Annotated in this window: 14 protein-coding genes; 7 read left to right on the top strand and 7 right to left on the bottom strand. The window is 69.9% G+C overall.

Translation table 11 applies throughout. The features are described 5' to 3' along the window. The first annotated feature begins 1 nt into the window (after position 1). From dusB to ruvA, 5 genes are all read left to right on the top strand, one after another. Positions 2-1,027, top strand: coding sequence for a tRNA dihydrouridine synthase DusB (gene dusB / locus A6B37_RS17080; protein ID WP_168202257.1), 1,026 nt, complete (start codon positions 2-4; stop codon positions 1,025-1,027). A 39-nt stretch (positions 1,028-1,066) separates the two neighbouring features. Next, positions 1,067-1,306, top strand: a complete 240-nt coding sequence (locus A6B37_RS17075) for a helix-turn-helix domain-containing protein (RefSeq protein ID WP_006217670.1) — start codon at positions 1,067-1,069, stop codon at positions 1,304-1,306. A gap of 103 nt (positions 1,307-1,409) precedes the next feature. Next, on the top strand, positions 1,410-2,999 hold the full coding sequence (purH, locus tag A6B37_RS17070; RefSeq protein ID WP_102775572.1) for a bifunctional phosphoribosylaminoimidazolecarboxamide formyltransferase/IMP cyclohydrolase: 1,590 nt from the start codon (positions 1,410-1,412) through the stop codon (positions 2,997-2,999). Beyond that, positions 2,999-3,547 carry a crossover junction endodeoxyribonuclease RuvC gene (gene ruvC / locus A6B37_RS17065; RefSeq protein WP_102775571.1) on the top strand — a complete coding sequence of 183 codons (549 nt, stop codon included), beginning with the start codon at positions 2,999-3,001 and terminating at the stop codon, positions 3,545-3,547. Before purH ends, ruvC begins: the two co-directional genes overlap by 1 nt. 112 nt (positions 3,548-3,659) lie before the next feature. Beyond that, positions 3,660-4,232 (top strand): Holliday junction branch migration protein RuvA, encoded by a 573-nt coding sequence (gene ruvA / locus A6B37_RS17060; RefSeq protein ID WP_111826444.1) that lies wholly within the window; start codon positions 3,660-3,662, stop codon positions 4,230-4,232. Positions 4,233-4,271: 39 nt separating this feature from the next. Here the strand turns inward: ruvA and A6B37_RS17055 are convergent, their stop codons facing one another. The 5 genes from A6B37_RS17055 to A6B37_RS17035 form a co-directional block, all read right to left on the bottom strand. Next, positions 4,272-5,180 carry a complex I NDUFA9 subunit family protein gene (locus A6B37_RS17055; protein ID WP_102775569.1) on the bottom strand — a complete coding sequence of 303 codons (909 nt, stop codon included), beginning with the start codon at positions 5,178-5,180 and terminating at the stop codon, positions 4,272-4,274. Positions 5,181-5,284: 104 nt separating this feature from the next. After that, positions 5,285-6,250, bottom strand: coding sequence for a threo-3-hydroxy-L-aspartate ammonia-lyase (locus A6B37_RS17050; protein WP_102775568.1), 966 nt, complete (start codon positions 6,248-6,250; stop codon positions 5,285-5,287). Between the two features lie 74 nt (positions 6,251-6,324). Then, positions 6,325-7,398 carry a Holliday junction branch migration DNA helicase RuvB gene (gene ruvB / locus A6B37_RS17045; RefSeq protein WP_102775567.1) on the bottom strand — a complete coding sequence of 358 codons (1,074 nt, stop codon included), beginning with the start codon at positions 7,396-7,398 and terminating at the stop codon, positions 6,325-6,327. Between the two features lie 47 nt (positions 7,399-7,445). Further along, positions 7,446-8,981 (bottom strand): HAMP domain-containing sensor histidine kinase, encoded by a 1,536-nt coding sequence (locus A6B37_RS17040; protein ID WP_168202234.1) that lies wholly within the window; start codon positions 8,979-8,981, stop codon positions 7,446-7,448. Positions 8,982-8,993: 12 nt separating this feature from the next. Beyond that, entirely contained in the window at positions 8,994-9,695 is a 702-nt protein-coding gene (locus tag A6B37_RS17035; protein ID WP_102775566.1) for a response regulator, read from the bottom strand. Between the two features lie 199 nt (positions 9,696-9,894). Here A6B37_RS17035 and A6B37_RS17030 point away from each other — a divergent pair, with 199 nt between their 5' ends. Both A6B37_RS17030 and recQ read left to right on the top strand, forming a co-directional pair. Then, positions 9,895-11,202 carry a fimbrial protein gene (locus A6B37_RS17030; protein ID WP_111826443.1) on the top strand — a complete coding sequence of 436 codons (1,308 nt, stop codon included), beginning with the start codon at positions 9,895-9,897 and terminating at the stop codon, positions 11,200-11,202. A gap of 80 nt (positions 11,203-11,282) precedes the next feature. Then, entirely contained in the window at positions 11,283-13,112 is a 1,830-nt protein-coding gene (recQ, locus tag A6B37_RS17025; protein WP_102775564.1) for a DNA helicase RecQ, read from the top strand. 262 nt (positions 13,113-13,374) lie between these two features. Here the strand turns inward: recQ and A6B37_RS17020 are convergent, their stop codons facing one another. Both A6B37_RS17020 and A6B37_RS17015 read right to left on the bottom strand, forming a co-directional pair. Then, positions 13,375-14,427, bottom strand: a complete 1,053-nt coding sequence (locus tag A6B37_RS17020) for a cytochrome d ubiquinol oxidase subunit II (protein ID WP_102775563.1) — start codon at positions 14,425-14,427, stop codon at positions 13,375-13,377. Continuing rightward, positions 14,424-15,767 carry a cytochrome ubiquinol oxidase subunit I gene (locus A6B37_RS17015; protein ID WP_102775562.1) on the bottom strand — a complete coding sequence of 448 codons (1,344 nt, stop codon included), beginning with the start codon at positions 15,765-15,767 and terminating at the stop codon, positions 14,424-14,426. The genes A6B37_RS17020 and A6B37_RS17015 overlap by 4 nt, the downstream gene beginning before the upstream one ends. Positions 15,768-15,824 lie beyond the last annotated feature (57 nt).

The raw sequence follows: 15,824 nt of genomic DNA, 5'->3' as shown, positions 1-15,824 counted from the left end.
CATGCGCATAGGCCAATGGTCCCTTCCCAACAACGTTCTGGTCGCGCCCATGGCGGGCGTGACGGACCGTCCTTTCCGCCAGCTCTGCAAGAAGCTGGGGGCCGGCTACGCCGTCTCGGAAATGGCCGCCAGCAACCCGAAGCTGTGGGATAGCGTCAAGACCTCGCGCCGCCTGAACCACGACGGCGAAATCGCCCCGGTCTCGGTGCAGATCGCCGGCGCCGATCCCGCCATGATGGCGGAGGCGGCGGTGTTCAACGCGAATAAAGGGGCCCGGATCATCGACATCAACATGGGCTGCCCGGTCAAGAAGGTCTGCAACGTCGCCTCCGGGTCGGCGCTGCTGCGCCACGAAGACCTGGTGGCCCGCATTCTCGATGCCGTGGTGTCAGCCTGCGCGCCGCTGGGCGTGCCGGTCACGCTCAAGACCCGCACCGGCTGGGACCGGGAGAACCGCAACGCCTTGCGCATCGCGAAAATGGCGCAGGAGGCCGGCATCGCCGCCCTCACCCTGCACGGCCGCACGCGCGCCGACCTCTATACGGGCGAGGCGGAATATGACACCATCCGGGCCGTCAAGGCGGAACTGGACATCCCCGTGGTCGCCAACGGGGATATCGATACTCCTGAAAAAGCCAGGCGCGTCCTGGATTACACTGGCGCCGATGCGGTCATGATCGGCCGGGCGGCCCAGGGCCGTCCGTGGATTTTCCGCGAAATCGACCACTACCTGCGCACGGGCGAAACACTGGCCCCTCCCTCATACGGGGAAATGCGCGAGCTGTTGCTCGAACATCTCGACGACCACTACCGGTTCTATGGCGAGCACACCGGCGTACGCACGGCGCGCAAGCACATCGGCTGGTATCTGGACGGCCTGCCGGGAGCGGATTCGTTCTGCGCCCGCATGAATCTGATCGACAATACCCGAGACCAGTGGCGGGCGGTGTCGGACTGGTTCGACCTCATCTCGCGCGACGGCGGGCCTCATCCGGCGCCGATCGCAGAAGCCCTGCTGGCGGCATAACCGCCTCAACACCACCAACATAAAAATATCTGTACTCAAATGAGCAAGAAAGATGTCCTGGAAGAATGCGTGCGCGCCAGCCTGGAGCGCTATTTCGAAGACTTGGGCGAATCCGAGCCCCACGACATGTGGGACATGGTGATGCGTTGCGTCGAACGCCCGGTGCTCGAAGTGGCGCTGGAGCGCTCGGGCGGCAACCAGTCGCGCGCATCCGAAATGCTGGGCATCACCCGCAACACGCTGCGCAAGAAGCTGCTGGCGCACAATATCCAGGTATAGCTTTCCCGCGCGGGAGAGGCGCCGCGGCGCGCCGCCCGCTCCTTCAAGATTTCCCATCTGACCAGAACGAGAAAGGCGTCCCGCCCCACTCCCGTCCCTCACCATGAAAATCGAAACCGCCCTGCTTTCGGTGTCCGACAAGACCGGCATCGTTGAATTTGCCCGCGCGCTGGCCGCGCGCGGCGTGCGCCTGCTGTCGACCGGCGGCACCGCCAAGCTGCTGGCCGACTCCGGCCTGACCGTCACCGAAGTGGCCGCCCACACCGGCTCGCCCGAGATCCTGGACGGCCGCGTCAAGACGCTGCATCCCAAGATCCACGGCGGCCTGCTGGCGCGCCGCGACAGCGCCGAGCACATGGACACCATCAAGGCGGCGGGCATCGATCGCATCGACATGCTGGTGGTCAACCTGTATCCGTTCCGCGAAACCGTGGCCAAGCCGGACTGCACCTTCGCCGACGCGGTCGAGAACATCGACATCGGCGGCCCGGCCATGCTGCGCGCGGCGGCCAAGAACCACGGCACCGAAGCCGGCGGCGTGACGGTGGTGATCGACCCGGTCGACTACTCGCGCGTGCTGGCCGAAATGGACCAGGGCGGCGCCACCTCCTACGGCCTGCGCCTGGCGCTGGCCGCCAAGGTCTACGCCCACACCGCCGCCTACGACGGCGCCATCGCCGCCTACCTCAGCAGCCTGGCCGACGCCGAACCCAAGCAGGACGCCGTGCCGGCGCGCAATGAATGGCCGGGCACGCTGACGCTGCAGGTCAAGCAGGAGCAGGCGCTGCGCTACGGCGAGAACCCCCACCAGACCGCCGCCTTCTACGTCGACGCGCAGCGTCCGGCCGGCCTGCTGGGCAACTACCGCCAGCTCCAGGGCAAGGAACTCTCGTACAACAACATCGCCGACGCCGACGCCGCCTGGGAATGCTCGCGCAGCTTCGAGGCCCCGGCCTGCGTCATCGTCAAGCACGCCAACCCCTGCGGCGTGGCGGTCGCGGCCGACACGCTGGGCGCGTACCAGCAGGCCTTCAAGACCGACCCGACCTCGGCCTTCGGCGGCATCATCGCCTTCAACCGCCCGGTCGACGCGGCCACCGCCGAAGCCGTCAGCTCGCAGTTCCTGGAAGTGCTGCTGGCGCCGGCCTATGACGGCGCCGCGCTGGCCATCCTGGCGGCCAAGAAGAACGTGCGCGTGCTGGAAGTGCCGATGGGCACGGGCCAGAACGCCTTCGACGTCAAGCGCGTGGGCGGCGGCTGGCTGGTGCAGAGCCCGGACGCCTACAACGTGCCGCGCGACGCGCTCAAGGTGGTCACCAAGCGCCAGCCCACCGAGCAGGAAATGAACGACCTGGCCTTCGCCTGGAAGGTCGCCAAGTACGTCAAGTCCAACGCCATCGTGTTCGTGGGCGGCGGCATGACGCTGGGCGTGGGCGCCGGCCAGATGAGCCGCATCGACTCGGCCCGCATCGCCTCGATCAAGGCGGAAAACGCCGGCCTGACCCTGAAGGGCTCGGCCGTGGCCTCGGACGCCTTCTTCCCGTTCCGCGACGGCCTGGACGTGGTGGTGGCGGCGGGCGCGACCTGCGTGATCCAGCCCGGCGGCAGCGTGCGCGACGACGAAGTGATCGCGGCGGCCGACGAGCACGGCATCGCCATGGTGCTGACCGGCACCCGCCACTTCCGCCACTGATGCGCGTCCTCGGCATCGATCCCGGCCTGCGCCGCACCGGCTTCGGTGTGATCGATGCCGACGGCCCGCGGCTGCGCTACGTCGCCAGCGGGACCATCGTGGTCCCGCCGGCGCTGTCCCTGCCCGAACGTCTCAAGGTCATCCTGGACAATCTGCGCGAGGTCGCGCGCGACACGCGGCCCGACGTGGCCGCGCTGGAAATCATCTTCCTCAACACCAACCCGGCCTCCACCCTGCTGCTGGGCCAGGCGCGCGGCGCGGCCCTGTGCGCGCTGGCCGACAGCTCGCTGGCGGTGCACGAATACACCGCGCTGCAGATCAAGAAAGCCGTGGTCGGCACCGGCCGCGCCGCCAAGGAGCAGGTGCAGATGATGGTGCAGCACCTGCTGGCGCTGGACGGCGCGCCCTCGCCCGACTCGGCCGACGCGCTGGCCTGCGCGATCTGCCACGCCCACGTCGGCCCCCTCCAGGACAAGCTCGACCGCCTGGGCGGCGCCCTGCACATGGGCGGCAAGACCCGCATCCGCAACGGCCGCCTGCTGGGCTAGGGCCTGTGCGTGGCTCCTTTTAGTGTGAACAGGCCCTAGCGCCCAGCGTATAGAATCCCCGCATTCGCCGCGCATCGCGCGCGGTTCCACTCTTGCCAGGCCTGCCATCACCATGATCGGACGCATCACCGGAACCCTGATCGAAAAACTTCCGCCCACCATCTGCGTGGACGTGGGCGGTCTGGGCTATGACATCGACGTGCCCATGAGCACGCTGTACGCCCTGCCGGACGACGGCGCGCGCGTCACGCTCTACACCCACCTGACCGTGCGCGAGGACGCCCACATCCTGTACGGCTTCGCCACCGCCGGCGAACGCAGCGCGTTCCGCGAACTCATCAAGGTCAGCGGCATCGGCGCGCGCACCGCGCTGGCGGTCCTGTCGGGGCTGTCGGTGGCCGACCTGGCCCAGGCCATCACCCTGCAGGAATCCGGACGCCTGACCCGCGTGCCCGGCATCGGCAAGAAAACCGCCGAACGCCTGCTGCTGGAAATGCGCGGCAAGCTCGGCGCCGACATCGGCGCGACCCCGCACGCCGCGCCCGACAGCCAGTCGGACATCCTGAACGCGCTGCTGGCGCTGGGCTACTCCGAGAAGGAATCGCTGTCGGCGCTGAAGACCCTGCCAGAAGGCGTGGGCGTGTCCGACGGGATCAAGCAGGCGCTCAAGGCATTGGTGCGCTGAGCGGGGCCCGCCGCGAAAGACCGCGGTTTGCGCCGCCCGTCACAGATACCGCGGCGCGACGGCTTCCAGGCCGGTCGGCACCACGTGCAGCTCGGGCGCTATCGGCCCGCCGCAAACGTTGTCGCGGCGCAGGGAGTCCAGGTTGTCGCGCGACATCAGCGGCGTGCCGGGCAGGCATTCGAACAGCATGGCCTGCATGCGGCCCACGCCCATCGGCATGTTGAGCACCGGCCGCGGATGGCCGCTCCAGGCGGCGCACAGGCGCGCGATCTCGCCCAGCGTATAGACCTGCGGGCCGCCCAGTTCATAGGTCTTGCCGCGGGCGCCGGGGTCGCGCAGCGCCGCCATCAGCGCGGCCACCACGTCGCCCACGTACACCGGCTGCATGCGCACGTGGGCGCCGGCCAGCGGCAGCACCGGCAGCCAGCGCGCCAGCCGGGCGAACATATTGGTGAACTGGTCGTCGGGACCGAACACGACGGAGGGACGGAAGATGGTCCAGCCGCCTTCGCGCCAGCCGGCGAATTCCTGCTTGATGGCGGCCTCGCCATCGCCCTTGGAGCGCTGGTACATGCTGTCGCCCTGCGGGTCGGCGCCCAGCGCGCTGACGTGCAGCAGGCGCGGCACGCCCTGGCGGCGGCAGGCCTGCGCGATGCGCTGCGGCAGCAGCACGTGCGCCCGCGCGAAGTCCGAACCGTAGGGCCGGCCTGAATTGCCGTGCAGGATGCCCACCAGGTTGACGACCGCGTCGCAGCCGCGCGCCAGCGCGTCCAGCGTGGCGTCGTCGTGGACGTCGCGTTCGAGCAGGGTGACGGTGGGGAAGATCTGCAGATCGCGCCCACGGCTGAAACGGCGGGTGGGCACGATGATTTGTTGCGGCTGCGCGCTGAGCCGCGCGATCAGGTGGCGACCGATGAAACCGGTGCCGCCAATGACAAGAATACGCATGCGCAGCCCCTGTTCGTCAGGATTCAGCCCCGATTCTGCCCTGCACGGGCGACAACCGCAAGCGCGCATCGGCGGCCGGCCGCGCCGGCCGCCGCCGGCGTGCGTCAGCCCGCCAGCAGTCTGGCGTAGGCCGGGAGATCGACGTTGCCGCCGCTGATGATCACCCCGACCCGGGCGCCGCGCACCGGCACCACGTTCTGCATCACCGCGGACGCGCCCAGGCAGCCGGTGGGCTCGACCACCATCTTCATGCGTTCCGCGAAGAATTTCATGGTGGCGACCAGCTGCTCGTCGGTCACCGTGACGATGTCGCGCACGTGCTTCTGGATCAGCGGGAAGGTCAGATTGCCCAGGTGCGTGGTGGCGGCGCCGTCGGCCAGGGTCTTGGGCGCCGGAATGCGGACGACTTCACCCTTGCGCAGGGACTGCTGGCCGTCGTTGCCGGCCTCGGGCTCGACCCCGTAGACCAGGCAGCGCGGGCTCAGCGCGTAGGCGGACAAGGCCGAGCCGGCCAGCAGCCCGCCGCCGCCCAGGCAGACGAACAGATAGTCCAGCTCGCCCACGTCCTCGAACAGCTCCTTGGCCGCGGTGCCCTGGCCGGCGATGACGTCGGCGTGGTCGTAGGGCGGGATCAGCGTGGCGCCGGTCTCGGCCTGGATGCGGCGCGCGATGGCCTCGCGGTCCTCGGTGTAGCGGTCATAGGTGACGATCTTGCCGCCGTAGCCCTCGGTGGCGGCGCGCTTGGCCGCCGGCGCGTCCAGCGGCATGATGATGGTGGCCTGCACGCCCTGCAGCCTGGAGGCCAGCGCGATGGCCTGGGCATGGTTGCCCGACGAGAACGTGACCACGCCCGCGGCCCGCTGTTCGGGCGTCAGGCGCGCGATCGCGTTGTAGCCGCCGCGGAACTTGAAGGCGCCCATGCGCTGGAAGTTCTCGCACTTGAAGAACAGCGAGGCGCCGCTGATCGCGTCGGCGGTGGCCGAGGTCAGCACCGGCGTGCGGTGCGCGTTGCCGGCCAGGCGCTCGCTGGCGCGCGCGACGTCGTCGTAAGAGGGCAATTCGGGCTGCATGGGGAATCGGTCCTTGAAGGGAAACGGAACCCCAGGATGATAAACCCGCCGCCGCCCCTCGGGCGCGGGCGGGCCTATTTGCCGAACAGGTCGCCCGATCCGCTGGCGCTGCCGGCCGGCGGGGTCAGCCCCAGGTGGCGCCAGGTCGTCAGCGTGGCCGTGCGTCCGCGCGGCGTGCGCTGCAGGTAGCCGTGCTGGATCAGGTAGGGTTCGATCACGTCCTCGATGGTGTCGCGCTCTTCGCCGATGGCCGCGGCCAGGCTGTCCACGCCCACGGGGCCGCCGTCGAACTTGTGGACGATGGCTTCGAGCAGCTTGCGGTCCATCAGGTCCAGCCCCTGCGGGTCGACTTCCAGCATGGCCAGCGCGCGGCCGGCCACGTCCGCGTCGATGATGCCGCCGGCCTTGACCTCGGCGTAGTCGCGCACGCGGCGCAGCAGCCGGTTGGCGATGCGCGGCGTGCCGCGGGCGCGGCGCGCCACCTCGGCCGCGCCTTCCGGCGTGATGCCGGCGTTGAGCAGGCCGGCGCTGCGCGTGACGATGCGGCCCAGGTCGGCGGCGTCGTAGAACTCCAGCCGCGAGACGATGCCGAAGCGGTCGCGCAGCGGATTGGTCAGCATGCCGGCGCGCGTGGTCGCGCCCACCAGCGTGAAGGGCTGCAGGTCCAGCTTGACGCTGCGCGCGGCCGGCCCTTCGCCGATCAGGATGTCGATCTGGAAGTCCTCCAGCGCCGGATAGAGGATTTCCTCGACCACGGGCGACAGGCGGTGGATCTCGTCGATGAAGAGGACGTCGTTCTTTTCGAGATTGGTCAGCAGCGCGGCCAGGTCTCCCGGGCGCTCCAGCACCGGGCCGGAGGTCTGGCGCAGCTGCACGCCCATTTCATGGGCGATGATGTGGGCCAGCGTGGTCTTGCCCAGGCCCGGCGGGCCGAACAGCAGCACGTGGTCCAGCGCCTCGCCGCGCTTTCTGGCGGCGGCGATGAAGATTTCGAGCTGTTCGCGGGCGCGCTGCTGCCCCACGTACTCGTCCAGGGCCTTGGGCCGCAGCGCGCGTTCGATCGACTCCTCGTTGGGAGATACCGGCTGCGGCGCCACGATACGGGGGGCGTCGGGGCGGGAGGAAAGCGAATCGGACTGGATGGCCATGGTGCGGAAACGGCAAAGGACGAAGCAGGATGCATCGTACCGTAACCCTAGGCGGTTTCCGACAGGGGCAGCCGCACCCGCACGCACAGGCCGCCGGAATCGGCCGCGCGCAGCTCCAGCGAGCCGCCGTGGGCGCGCGCGATGGCCTCGGCCAGGGCCAGGCCCAGCCCGACGCTGCCGGTGCGCGTGCGCGCGTCGTCGAGCCGGCTGAACGGGCGCAGCGCCTCGCGGCGGCGCTCCGGCGCGATGCCGGCCCCGTGGTCGGCCACGTCCAGCACCGCGTAGCGCCCTTCGCGGCTCAGCGTCACGTCGACCGGCGGCGCGCCGTGGTTCAGGGCGTTGCCGATCAGGTTGTCCAGCAGCCGGCCCAGCGCCACCGCGTCGGCCTGCACCACCAGCGCCGCGTCGTCGTCGGCGCCGTTGCGCAGGCGGATGTCGGTGCCCGCCCCCTGCCAGGCGCCCACGCGCTCGATCAGCCAGTCGCCCAGCACCATCGAGGCGTAGCGGTAGGCGGCCGGGTCGGTTCCGCGCACGAAGCCGATGAACTGGTCGACCATGTGCTGCATGTCCTGCAGGTCGGCGCGCAGGCCTTCCTTGAGCTTGGAATCGTCGGCCAGCTCGATGCGCAGCCACATCCGCGACAGCGGCCCCTTGAGGTCGTGCGGCAGGCCGGACAGCAGCGTGCGGCGCACCGAATCGGATTCGGCCAGCGCGTCCAGCATGGCGTTGAAGCGCTCGCCCAGCACCCGCGTCTCGTGCGGCCCCGAGGGGTCGACGCGCTGCGGCTGCCCCGCGGCCAGCCGGTCGGCGGCGTCGGCCAGCCGCGTGATCGGGCGCGTGATGTGCCAGGAAAAACCCACGGCCAGGAGCAGCAGCAGGCCCAGCCCGCCCAGCCAGGCGGCGATGAAGGGCGTGGTCACGGGCGGGTCGAGCCGGTCCAGCGGGATCACCAGCCACTCGCGCAGGCGCGGCACGTCCTCGGTGTTGGAATTGGGGGCCAGCGAAATGAAGATTTCCGGCGTGGGCCCGCGCGACAGGGCCACGCGCGTGCCGTCGTTGAGCCGCTCGTTGAGCTGCTGCACCAGCCCGCGCAGGTCCTGGCGGATGTCGTCCGGCTCGGGCTTGTGGCGCCGCCTGAACTCCTGCTCCGCGCGGCGTTCTTCGCGGTCGTCGTCGCGCACTTCGGGCGGCGGCGGCGCCGGCGGGCCGTGCAGCTGCGGATCGGCCGACGGCGGCGAGGGCGGCGTGGGCGCGGGCTTGGGCGGCGGCTTGGCGCGGCGGCCGTTGAAACGCTGCAGCTTGGCTTCGGCCGGCAGCACGCGCGACCACAGGCGCCACTGGTTCTGCGAGGCCGTGCGCACGAAATCGGCGCGTTCGTCGGCCGGCACCTGCGACACGGCGGCCCGCAGCGTGCGGATGGTGGTGACGATGTAGCCGATCGCCACCTCTTCCATGAACTTGTGGCGGAAGTAGGACACCGTCACCAGCGTGGCCGCCTGCGTCAGCAGCACCGCGCCCAGGATCAGCAGGATCAGCCTCGCCCGTAGCGAGCGCGGCATCAGGAAACCGGGAGAAAAGCGCATCGGGACGGGGCTCTAGGGCGAAAACCGGTAGCCGATGCCCCAGACCGTCTGGATCCAGCGCGGCTGCTTGGGATCGTCCTCGATCACGCGGCGCAGGCGCAGGATGGCGATGTCGATGGCGCGGTCGTTGCGTTCGCCGGCGTCGTCGTCGCGCGCCAGGGCCAGCAGGCGTTCGCGCGACAAGGGCTTGCCGGCATTGCGCACCAGCGCTTCGAGCAGGTTGATCTCGCCGCCCGTCAGCTTGACCACGGTGCCGTCGCGCGAGAGCTGGCGCGTGGACGGATCGAACAGGAACGGGCCGAACGAGACCGGCGCGTCCTTGGTCAGGGCGGACGGGCCGCGCTTGCGGCGCAGCACGGCCTCGATGCGGGCCAGCAGTTCGCGCGGATCGAAAGGCTTGCCGACGTAATCGTCGGCGCCGGCCTCCAGGCCGATGATGCGGTCCACCGCCTCGTCGCGGGCGGTCAGCAGGATGACGGGGATGTCCTCGCCCTGTTCGCGCAGGCGGCGACAGGCGTCGGCGCCGTCGCCGCCGGGCAGCATGCGGTCGAGCACCAGCAGGTCGGGCGCGTAACGGGTGATGCGGGCCGACAGGTCGGTGGCGTCGGGCGCCAGCAGCGTGTCGTAGCCGTGCCGGTTCAGGTAGTCGGCAAGCAGCTGCCGCAGGGCCGGATCGTCGTCGACGACCAGCAGCTTGGTGTGGGGATTGTCCATGGATGCCATAGTGGGGCGCGGCGCGTCGGGCCGCAAGAGGCAGGAAATCAACTGAAATATACCTGTTGCACGATGTAGAACGCCGTTTCCGGCGCTTTTATCGGAAGCCGATCGAGGCGATAAAATAAATCCTGCCCAGCCGCGGACAGCCCATGAACGTTCACAGCATCCGCGGCGCTCCCTTTCTACACTGGTTTCTATGCCCGCCCCTGCATTCTTCCGGCGAAACTGGCTGCTGCGCGCAATCCTGGCCGCAGCCGCGCTGGGCCCGCTGCCGGCCGCGGCCGGCAGCGCGGCGGACGCCCTGCTGCCCGCGTCCGGCACGCCGGCCGGCTGGGTGCGCGGCATCGGCGCGCTGGCGCCGGTCCAGACCATCCCCGTGCGTCCCGCGCCCGCCATCGGCGCGCGCGCGGTGCCGCTGGACCCCTCCCCCTGCGACCTGCAGACCCTGGAACCCGCCATCGACACCCGCGTGCACGGCGGCGGCGACGGCCAGACGCCGGAACTGAGCATTCCCGGCACCGGGGCCGAGCTGTCGGGCGACGTCCGGCCGCCGGCGGTCGACTGCCGCGCCCTCACCGCCCCCGAGGAGGCCGCGCCCGACTACTCCTTCGCGCTGGAGGAAGGCGACATTCCCGTGGTCGTGATCTCGGGTGTGGCGCGCCCGTCCCGGCCCTGGTTCGCCTCGGTCAGCGGCCAGGACGGCCTGCGCTATGGCGGCAGCCGCAACTGGGTCTACCGCAACACGGCCGGCCCCTCCATCGCGGTCGGCAACGTCACCGCCGCCGCCCCGGCCTGGGGCAGCGGCGCCCCCGTGGGCGGGCTGCAGATCTCGAACTGGGCCGGGACGGGCCCCACCATCGCCGAAGGCGCCTTCGGCTATTCCTCGTCCGTGGGCCTGCTCAACAACATGGACCCGGCGGCGCGCTCGGGCGCCGTCGACTACGGGGCCTCGGCAGGCAGCGGCAGCGTGCGCTACGGCCTCACGCCGGCCCTCACCCTGGAAGGCCAGATGCAGAGTGCGCCTTCGCTCACCACCCGCGGCATGGGCACCACCTACGCCGCCGGCGAATACGGCACCTTCCAGGCCGGGGCCACGCAAAGCTCGTTCGACGCGGTCAACGCCTGGCGCTACCGCTTCGGCTACAACGTGGAGGTGGCCAACCTGGTCCACCTGGGCTATACGGCCGAACAGGTGGGCGCGGGTTTCGGCGACCTGTCCATGTATGCCGACGGCGCGGCCGCCACGGGCCAGACCCGCAACACGCTGTCGGCGGGCGTCCCCATTTCGGGCTGGGGCACCTTCAGCGGCACCTATTCGGGCCTGCGCGAAGGCTCGACCCAGGCCGAACAGCGCGTCGGGCTGTCGCACAGCATGTTCGTGGCGCCCAAGGTCCAGCTGGCCGTCGGCGCCGACCGCGACATCCTGTCGGGCGACTACGAGTGGCGCGCCAACCTCAGCATGCCGGTCGACACCTTCATGCGCGGCACCTGGCTGAACTGGTAGCGGACGGAAATCTCCCTGGCGCGACGGGCCGCGGGATTTGGGGCTTAAAATCCCTGCCATGATGCTTCCGGCCTACCCCCATGTCTGACGCGCGCGCCCTCAGCGTATTGCAGCGCGTTTTCGGTTACGAATCCTTCCGCGGCGACCAGCAAGCCATTGTCGATCAGGTGATCGGCGGCGGCGACGCGCTGGTGCTCATGCCCACCGGCGGCGGCAAATCGCTCTGCTACCAGGTGCCCTCGCTGGTGCGCGAAGGCACCGGCATCGTGGTGTCGCCGCTCATCGCCCTGATGCAGGACCAGGTCGACGCCCTGACCGAACTGGGCGTGCGCGCCGCCTACCTGAACTCCACCCAGGAATGGCGCGTGGCCCGCGAGGTCGAACAGGCCTTCCTGGCCGGCGAGCTGGATCTGCTCTACGTGGCGCCCGAACGCCTGCTGACCGACCGCTGCCTGCAATTGCTGGAACGCGGCCGCATCGCGCTGTTCGCCATCGACGAGGCCCACTGCGTGTCCCAATGGGGCCACGACTTCCGGCCGGAATACCTGGGCCTGTCGATGCTGCACGAGCGCTGGCCCGACGTGCCGCGCATCGCGCTTACCGCGACCGCCACCGACGCCACCCGCCGCGAAATCGCGCAGCGCCTGTCGCTGGACGAGGCGCGCCACTTCGTCGCCAGCTTCGACCGCCCCAACATCCGCTACCGCATCGTCGAGAAAAACGAGGTACGCAAGCAGCTGCTGGACCTGATCCGCACCGAACACGAGGGCGAATCCGGCGTGGTCTACTGCCTGTCGCGCGCGCGGGTGGAAGAGACCGCCGAATTCCTGTGCAACCAGGGCATAGACGCCATGCCCTACCACGCCGGGCTCAGCGCACAGGTGCGCGCGGCCAACCAGGCGCGCTTCCTGCGCGAGGACGGCGTGGTCATGGTGGCCACCATCGCCTTCGGCATGGGCATCGACAAGCCCGACGTGCGCTTCGTCGCGCACATCGACCTGCCCAAGTCCGTGGAAGGCTATTACCAGGAAACCGGCCGCGCCGGTCGCGACGGCCTGCCCGCCACCGCCTGGCTGGCCTACGGCCTGCAGGACGTGGTGCAGCAGCGCCGCATGATCGACGAATCGCCCGGCGACGACGCCTACCGCCGGCGCCTGGGCCAGCAGCTCGACGCCATGCTGGGGCTGTGCGAAACCGTGGAATGCCGGCGCGTGCGGCTGCTGGCCTACTTCGGCCAGCAGATCACGGCCTGCGGCAACTGCGACGTCTGCCTCGACCCGCCCCAGGCCTGGGACGGCACCGTCGCGGCGCAGAAAGTGCTGTCGGCCGTCTACCGGCTATGGAAGGAACGCGGCCAGCGCTACGGCGCCGGCCACATCATCGACATCCTGCGCGGCAAGGTCACCGACCGCACCAGGCAGCATGGCCATGAAACCCTGAGCGTCTTCGGCGTGGGCGCCGACCTCAGCGACACGGCATGGCGCGGCGTGCTGCGCCAGCTGCTGGCGCAGGGCCTGCTGACCGTGGACAACGAAGGCTACGGCACGCTGGCCCTGACCGAAGGCAGCCGCGCCGTGCTCAAGGGCGAGCGCCAGCTGATGCTGCGCCGCGAATCGGAAAAGAAACCGCGCTCGGGCAAGACCGGCAGCGGCCGCCCCAAGGCCGCCGCCATCGACCTGCCGCCCGAACTGCAGCCCGTCTTCGAAGCCTTGCGCGCCTGGCGCGGCGAAGTGGCCAAGAGCCACGGCGTGCCGGCCTACGTCATCTTTCACGACGCCACGCTGCGCGAAATCGCGCTGGCCCAGCCCGACTCCATGGACGCGCTGAGCCACATCAGCGGCGTCGGCGCGCGCAAGCTGGAAGCCTACGGGGAGGAAATCCTGCAGCGAGTGTCCAGGCCGATCGTTTGATGAGGGTGTGGTTGGCGGGGGGGCCGTAGGATGGGTGCAGCGCGAGAATTCTTAAGCAAGAACTCAGCTGTCGAGCGCGCGTAACCCATCAGGCGGCGCAAGCCGCCGCTTTTCGAGGCAAGAAACAAATGCCGGCTTGCGCCGGCCGATGGGTTCCGCGCGCTGGAGGCCCGCATCCTTTTCCAAATCCCCTTGCGCTGCATCCATTCTACGCAAGCATCACGGCCGGCATCCCAGTCGGCATCACTGCCGCCCCCACCCCTCACGCCGGCGGCGGCAGCAGCGGCACTGGCGGGCGTTCCTTGCCGAACACCGAGCGGTAGGCCAGGATGTTGAACACCAGCACCACCGGCACGCCCACGACCGCGCCGGCCAGGACCAGCCGCATCGAGCCCAGCGCGCCCGCGCCGTCCCAGATCGTCATGTCGTCCAGGATCAGATAGGGGAACAGGCTGTAGGCCAGGCCGCTCAGCATCAGCAGGAACAGGGCCACGCACAGCACGAAGGGCAGCCAGCTGAAACGGTCCGCCTTGCCAGGCAGCCGCGCCAGCAGCATTTCGGCCGCGACGAAGCCGGCCAGCATCAGCACCCAGACCGTGGCGGCCACGCTCAGGTGGGCGATGTTGCTCCATTTGTAGAAGATGCCGGCGTTGGCCAGCCCCAGCGTCACCGCGATCGACACCATGCCCACCGCCGTCCAGCGGATGGCGTGGCGCGCCCAGTTGGCCGCGCGCCGCTGCAGGTCGCCGTCGACCCGCATGACCAGCCAGGCCGCGCCCAGCAGGATATAGGCCGCCACCGCGCACAGGCCCACGAACACCGAGAACCAGCCGTAGCCGGCGTCGGACTGGTAGCCGGTGGCGATGCGGCCCAGCAGCATGCCCTGGCCGAAGGCGGTGATGAGCGAGCCGGCCCAGAAGCCGAAGATCCAGCGCGGCTTCATTTCGTTGCGCGCGCGGATGCGGAATTCGAACGCCACGCTGCGCAGCACCACGCCCAGCACCATGCAGGTGAGCGGCCCGTAGAGCTTGCCCAGCACCGCGCCCCAGGCGAACGGAAAGGCCGAGGCGAACAGCCCCATGCCCAGCAGCAGCCAGAACTCGTTGGCGTCGCGCCACGGACTCAGCAGGCTCATCATGCGGCCGCGCTCGTGCTCGGGCGCGAGCTGCAGCAGGATGCCCACGCCCAGGTCGAAGCCATCGAGCACCATGCCCGCGGCGATCACCACGAACAGCAGCGCCATGAACGCCAGCGGCATCCAGAACGAGGGGTCGTCGGGATTGAGGCCTTGCGAAGCGGCCAGCATGGCGATCATGGCGCACCTCCGGCCAGCTTGCGCACCGGCACCACGCCGTAGCGCGCCGCGTGGAACAGCATGCCGGCGAATGCGGCCAGCAGCACGGCGTACAGCACGCCGTAGCCGATCAGGCCGTACAGCACGGTGTTGGACGAAACCGAACCCAGCACTTCCGATTGGGTGACGGTGCCGTTGACCACGAAGGGCTGCAGCCCGATCACCGACACCCACCAGCCCGCCACCACGGCGATGCCGCCCGAGAACATCATGCCGCACACCACCCGCTGCCACCAGCGCGGCAGTGTGGACAGGTCCAGCCCGCGCCGGAACGTCCACAGAAAGGTCACGCAGGCCACGGCCAGCATCAAGAGGCCCAGCCCGGCCGCCACGCGCAGCGACAGGAAGGTGAGCGCGACCGGCGGCAGCATGCCCGAATACTTGTCCAGCCCCTGGTAGGTGCCGTCAGGATTGCGGTGCAGCCACATCCCGCCCGCATTGCGCACGGTCACGTCGGCCAGGTTGCGATGGTTGCGGGCGTCGGGCCAGCCGAACAGCACCAGCTCCGGCTCGGCGCCGCTTTCCCAGTAGCCGGCCGCCGCGGCCGCCTTGGCCGGCTGCAGCTTGGCGACCAGCTGGCCGGCGCCGGTCGCGACCGGGATCTGCAGGAAGGCGGCCACCAGCGCGACCACCAGCGCGGTCTTGAACGCGTTGCGCTCGCCGTCGCCCAGCGGGCGGCGCAGCGCCTGCAAGGCGGTCACGCCCATCATCAGGAACGAGGCGGCCAGCGCCGCGCCCACCGCCACCACGGCCATGCGCCACCCCACCGAGGGGTTCAGCACCACGGCCACCCAGTCGTAGACCTGGTAGCGGCCGTCGACCAGCAGCGCGCCGTCGGGCGTCTGCATCCAGGATTGCAGGGCCAGCACCCAGAACACCGCCACCAGCTGCCCCACCGCCACCATCAGCACGGCCAGCGTGTGGGCGCCGTCGGACACGCGCCGCTGGCCGAACAGCATCACGCCCAGGAAACACGATTTCAGGATGAACACGGAAAGAATGCCGTAGCCGAGCAAGGGGCCGGCCACGTTGCCGACCTTGTCCATCAGCCCGGCCCACAGGCTGCCCAGCTGGATCAGCACGGGCACGCTGGCCGCCAGCGTCAGCACGAAGGCGAGCGCGAAGATGCGCACCCAGAAGCGGTAGGCGGCCGTCCAGCCGGGCAGGCCGGACCAGCGCGCCCGGACCTTGAAAAACAGCAGCACCCAGGCGAGCGCCAGGGAAACAGCCAGGAACAGCGCCAGGAAACTCAGGCTGGCCACGAACTGCGCGCGGGCCAGGGATAAGGTGGATATGTCCATGATGGGCCGTAGTGTAGAGCCAGTTACAAGACTGTGGGGACAGTTTGAAACCGGTTG

The sequence above is a fragment of the Achromobacter sp. HZ01 genome, assembly GCF_003267925.1.
GTDB lineage: Bacteria > Pseudomonadota > Gammaproteobacteria > Burkholderiales > Burkholderiaceae_B > Achromobacter > Achromobacter pulmonis_A.
This window is presented reverse-complemented; position numbering and strand designations above follow the sequence as displayed.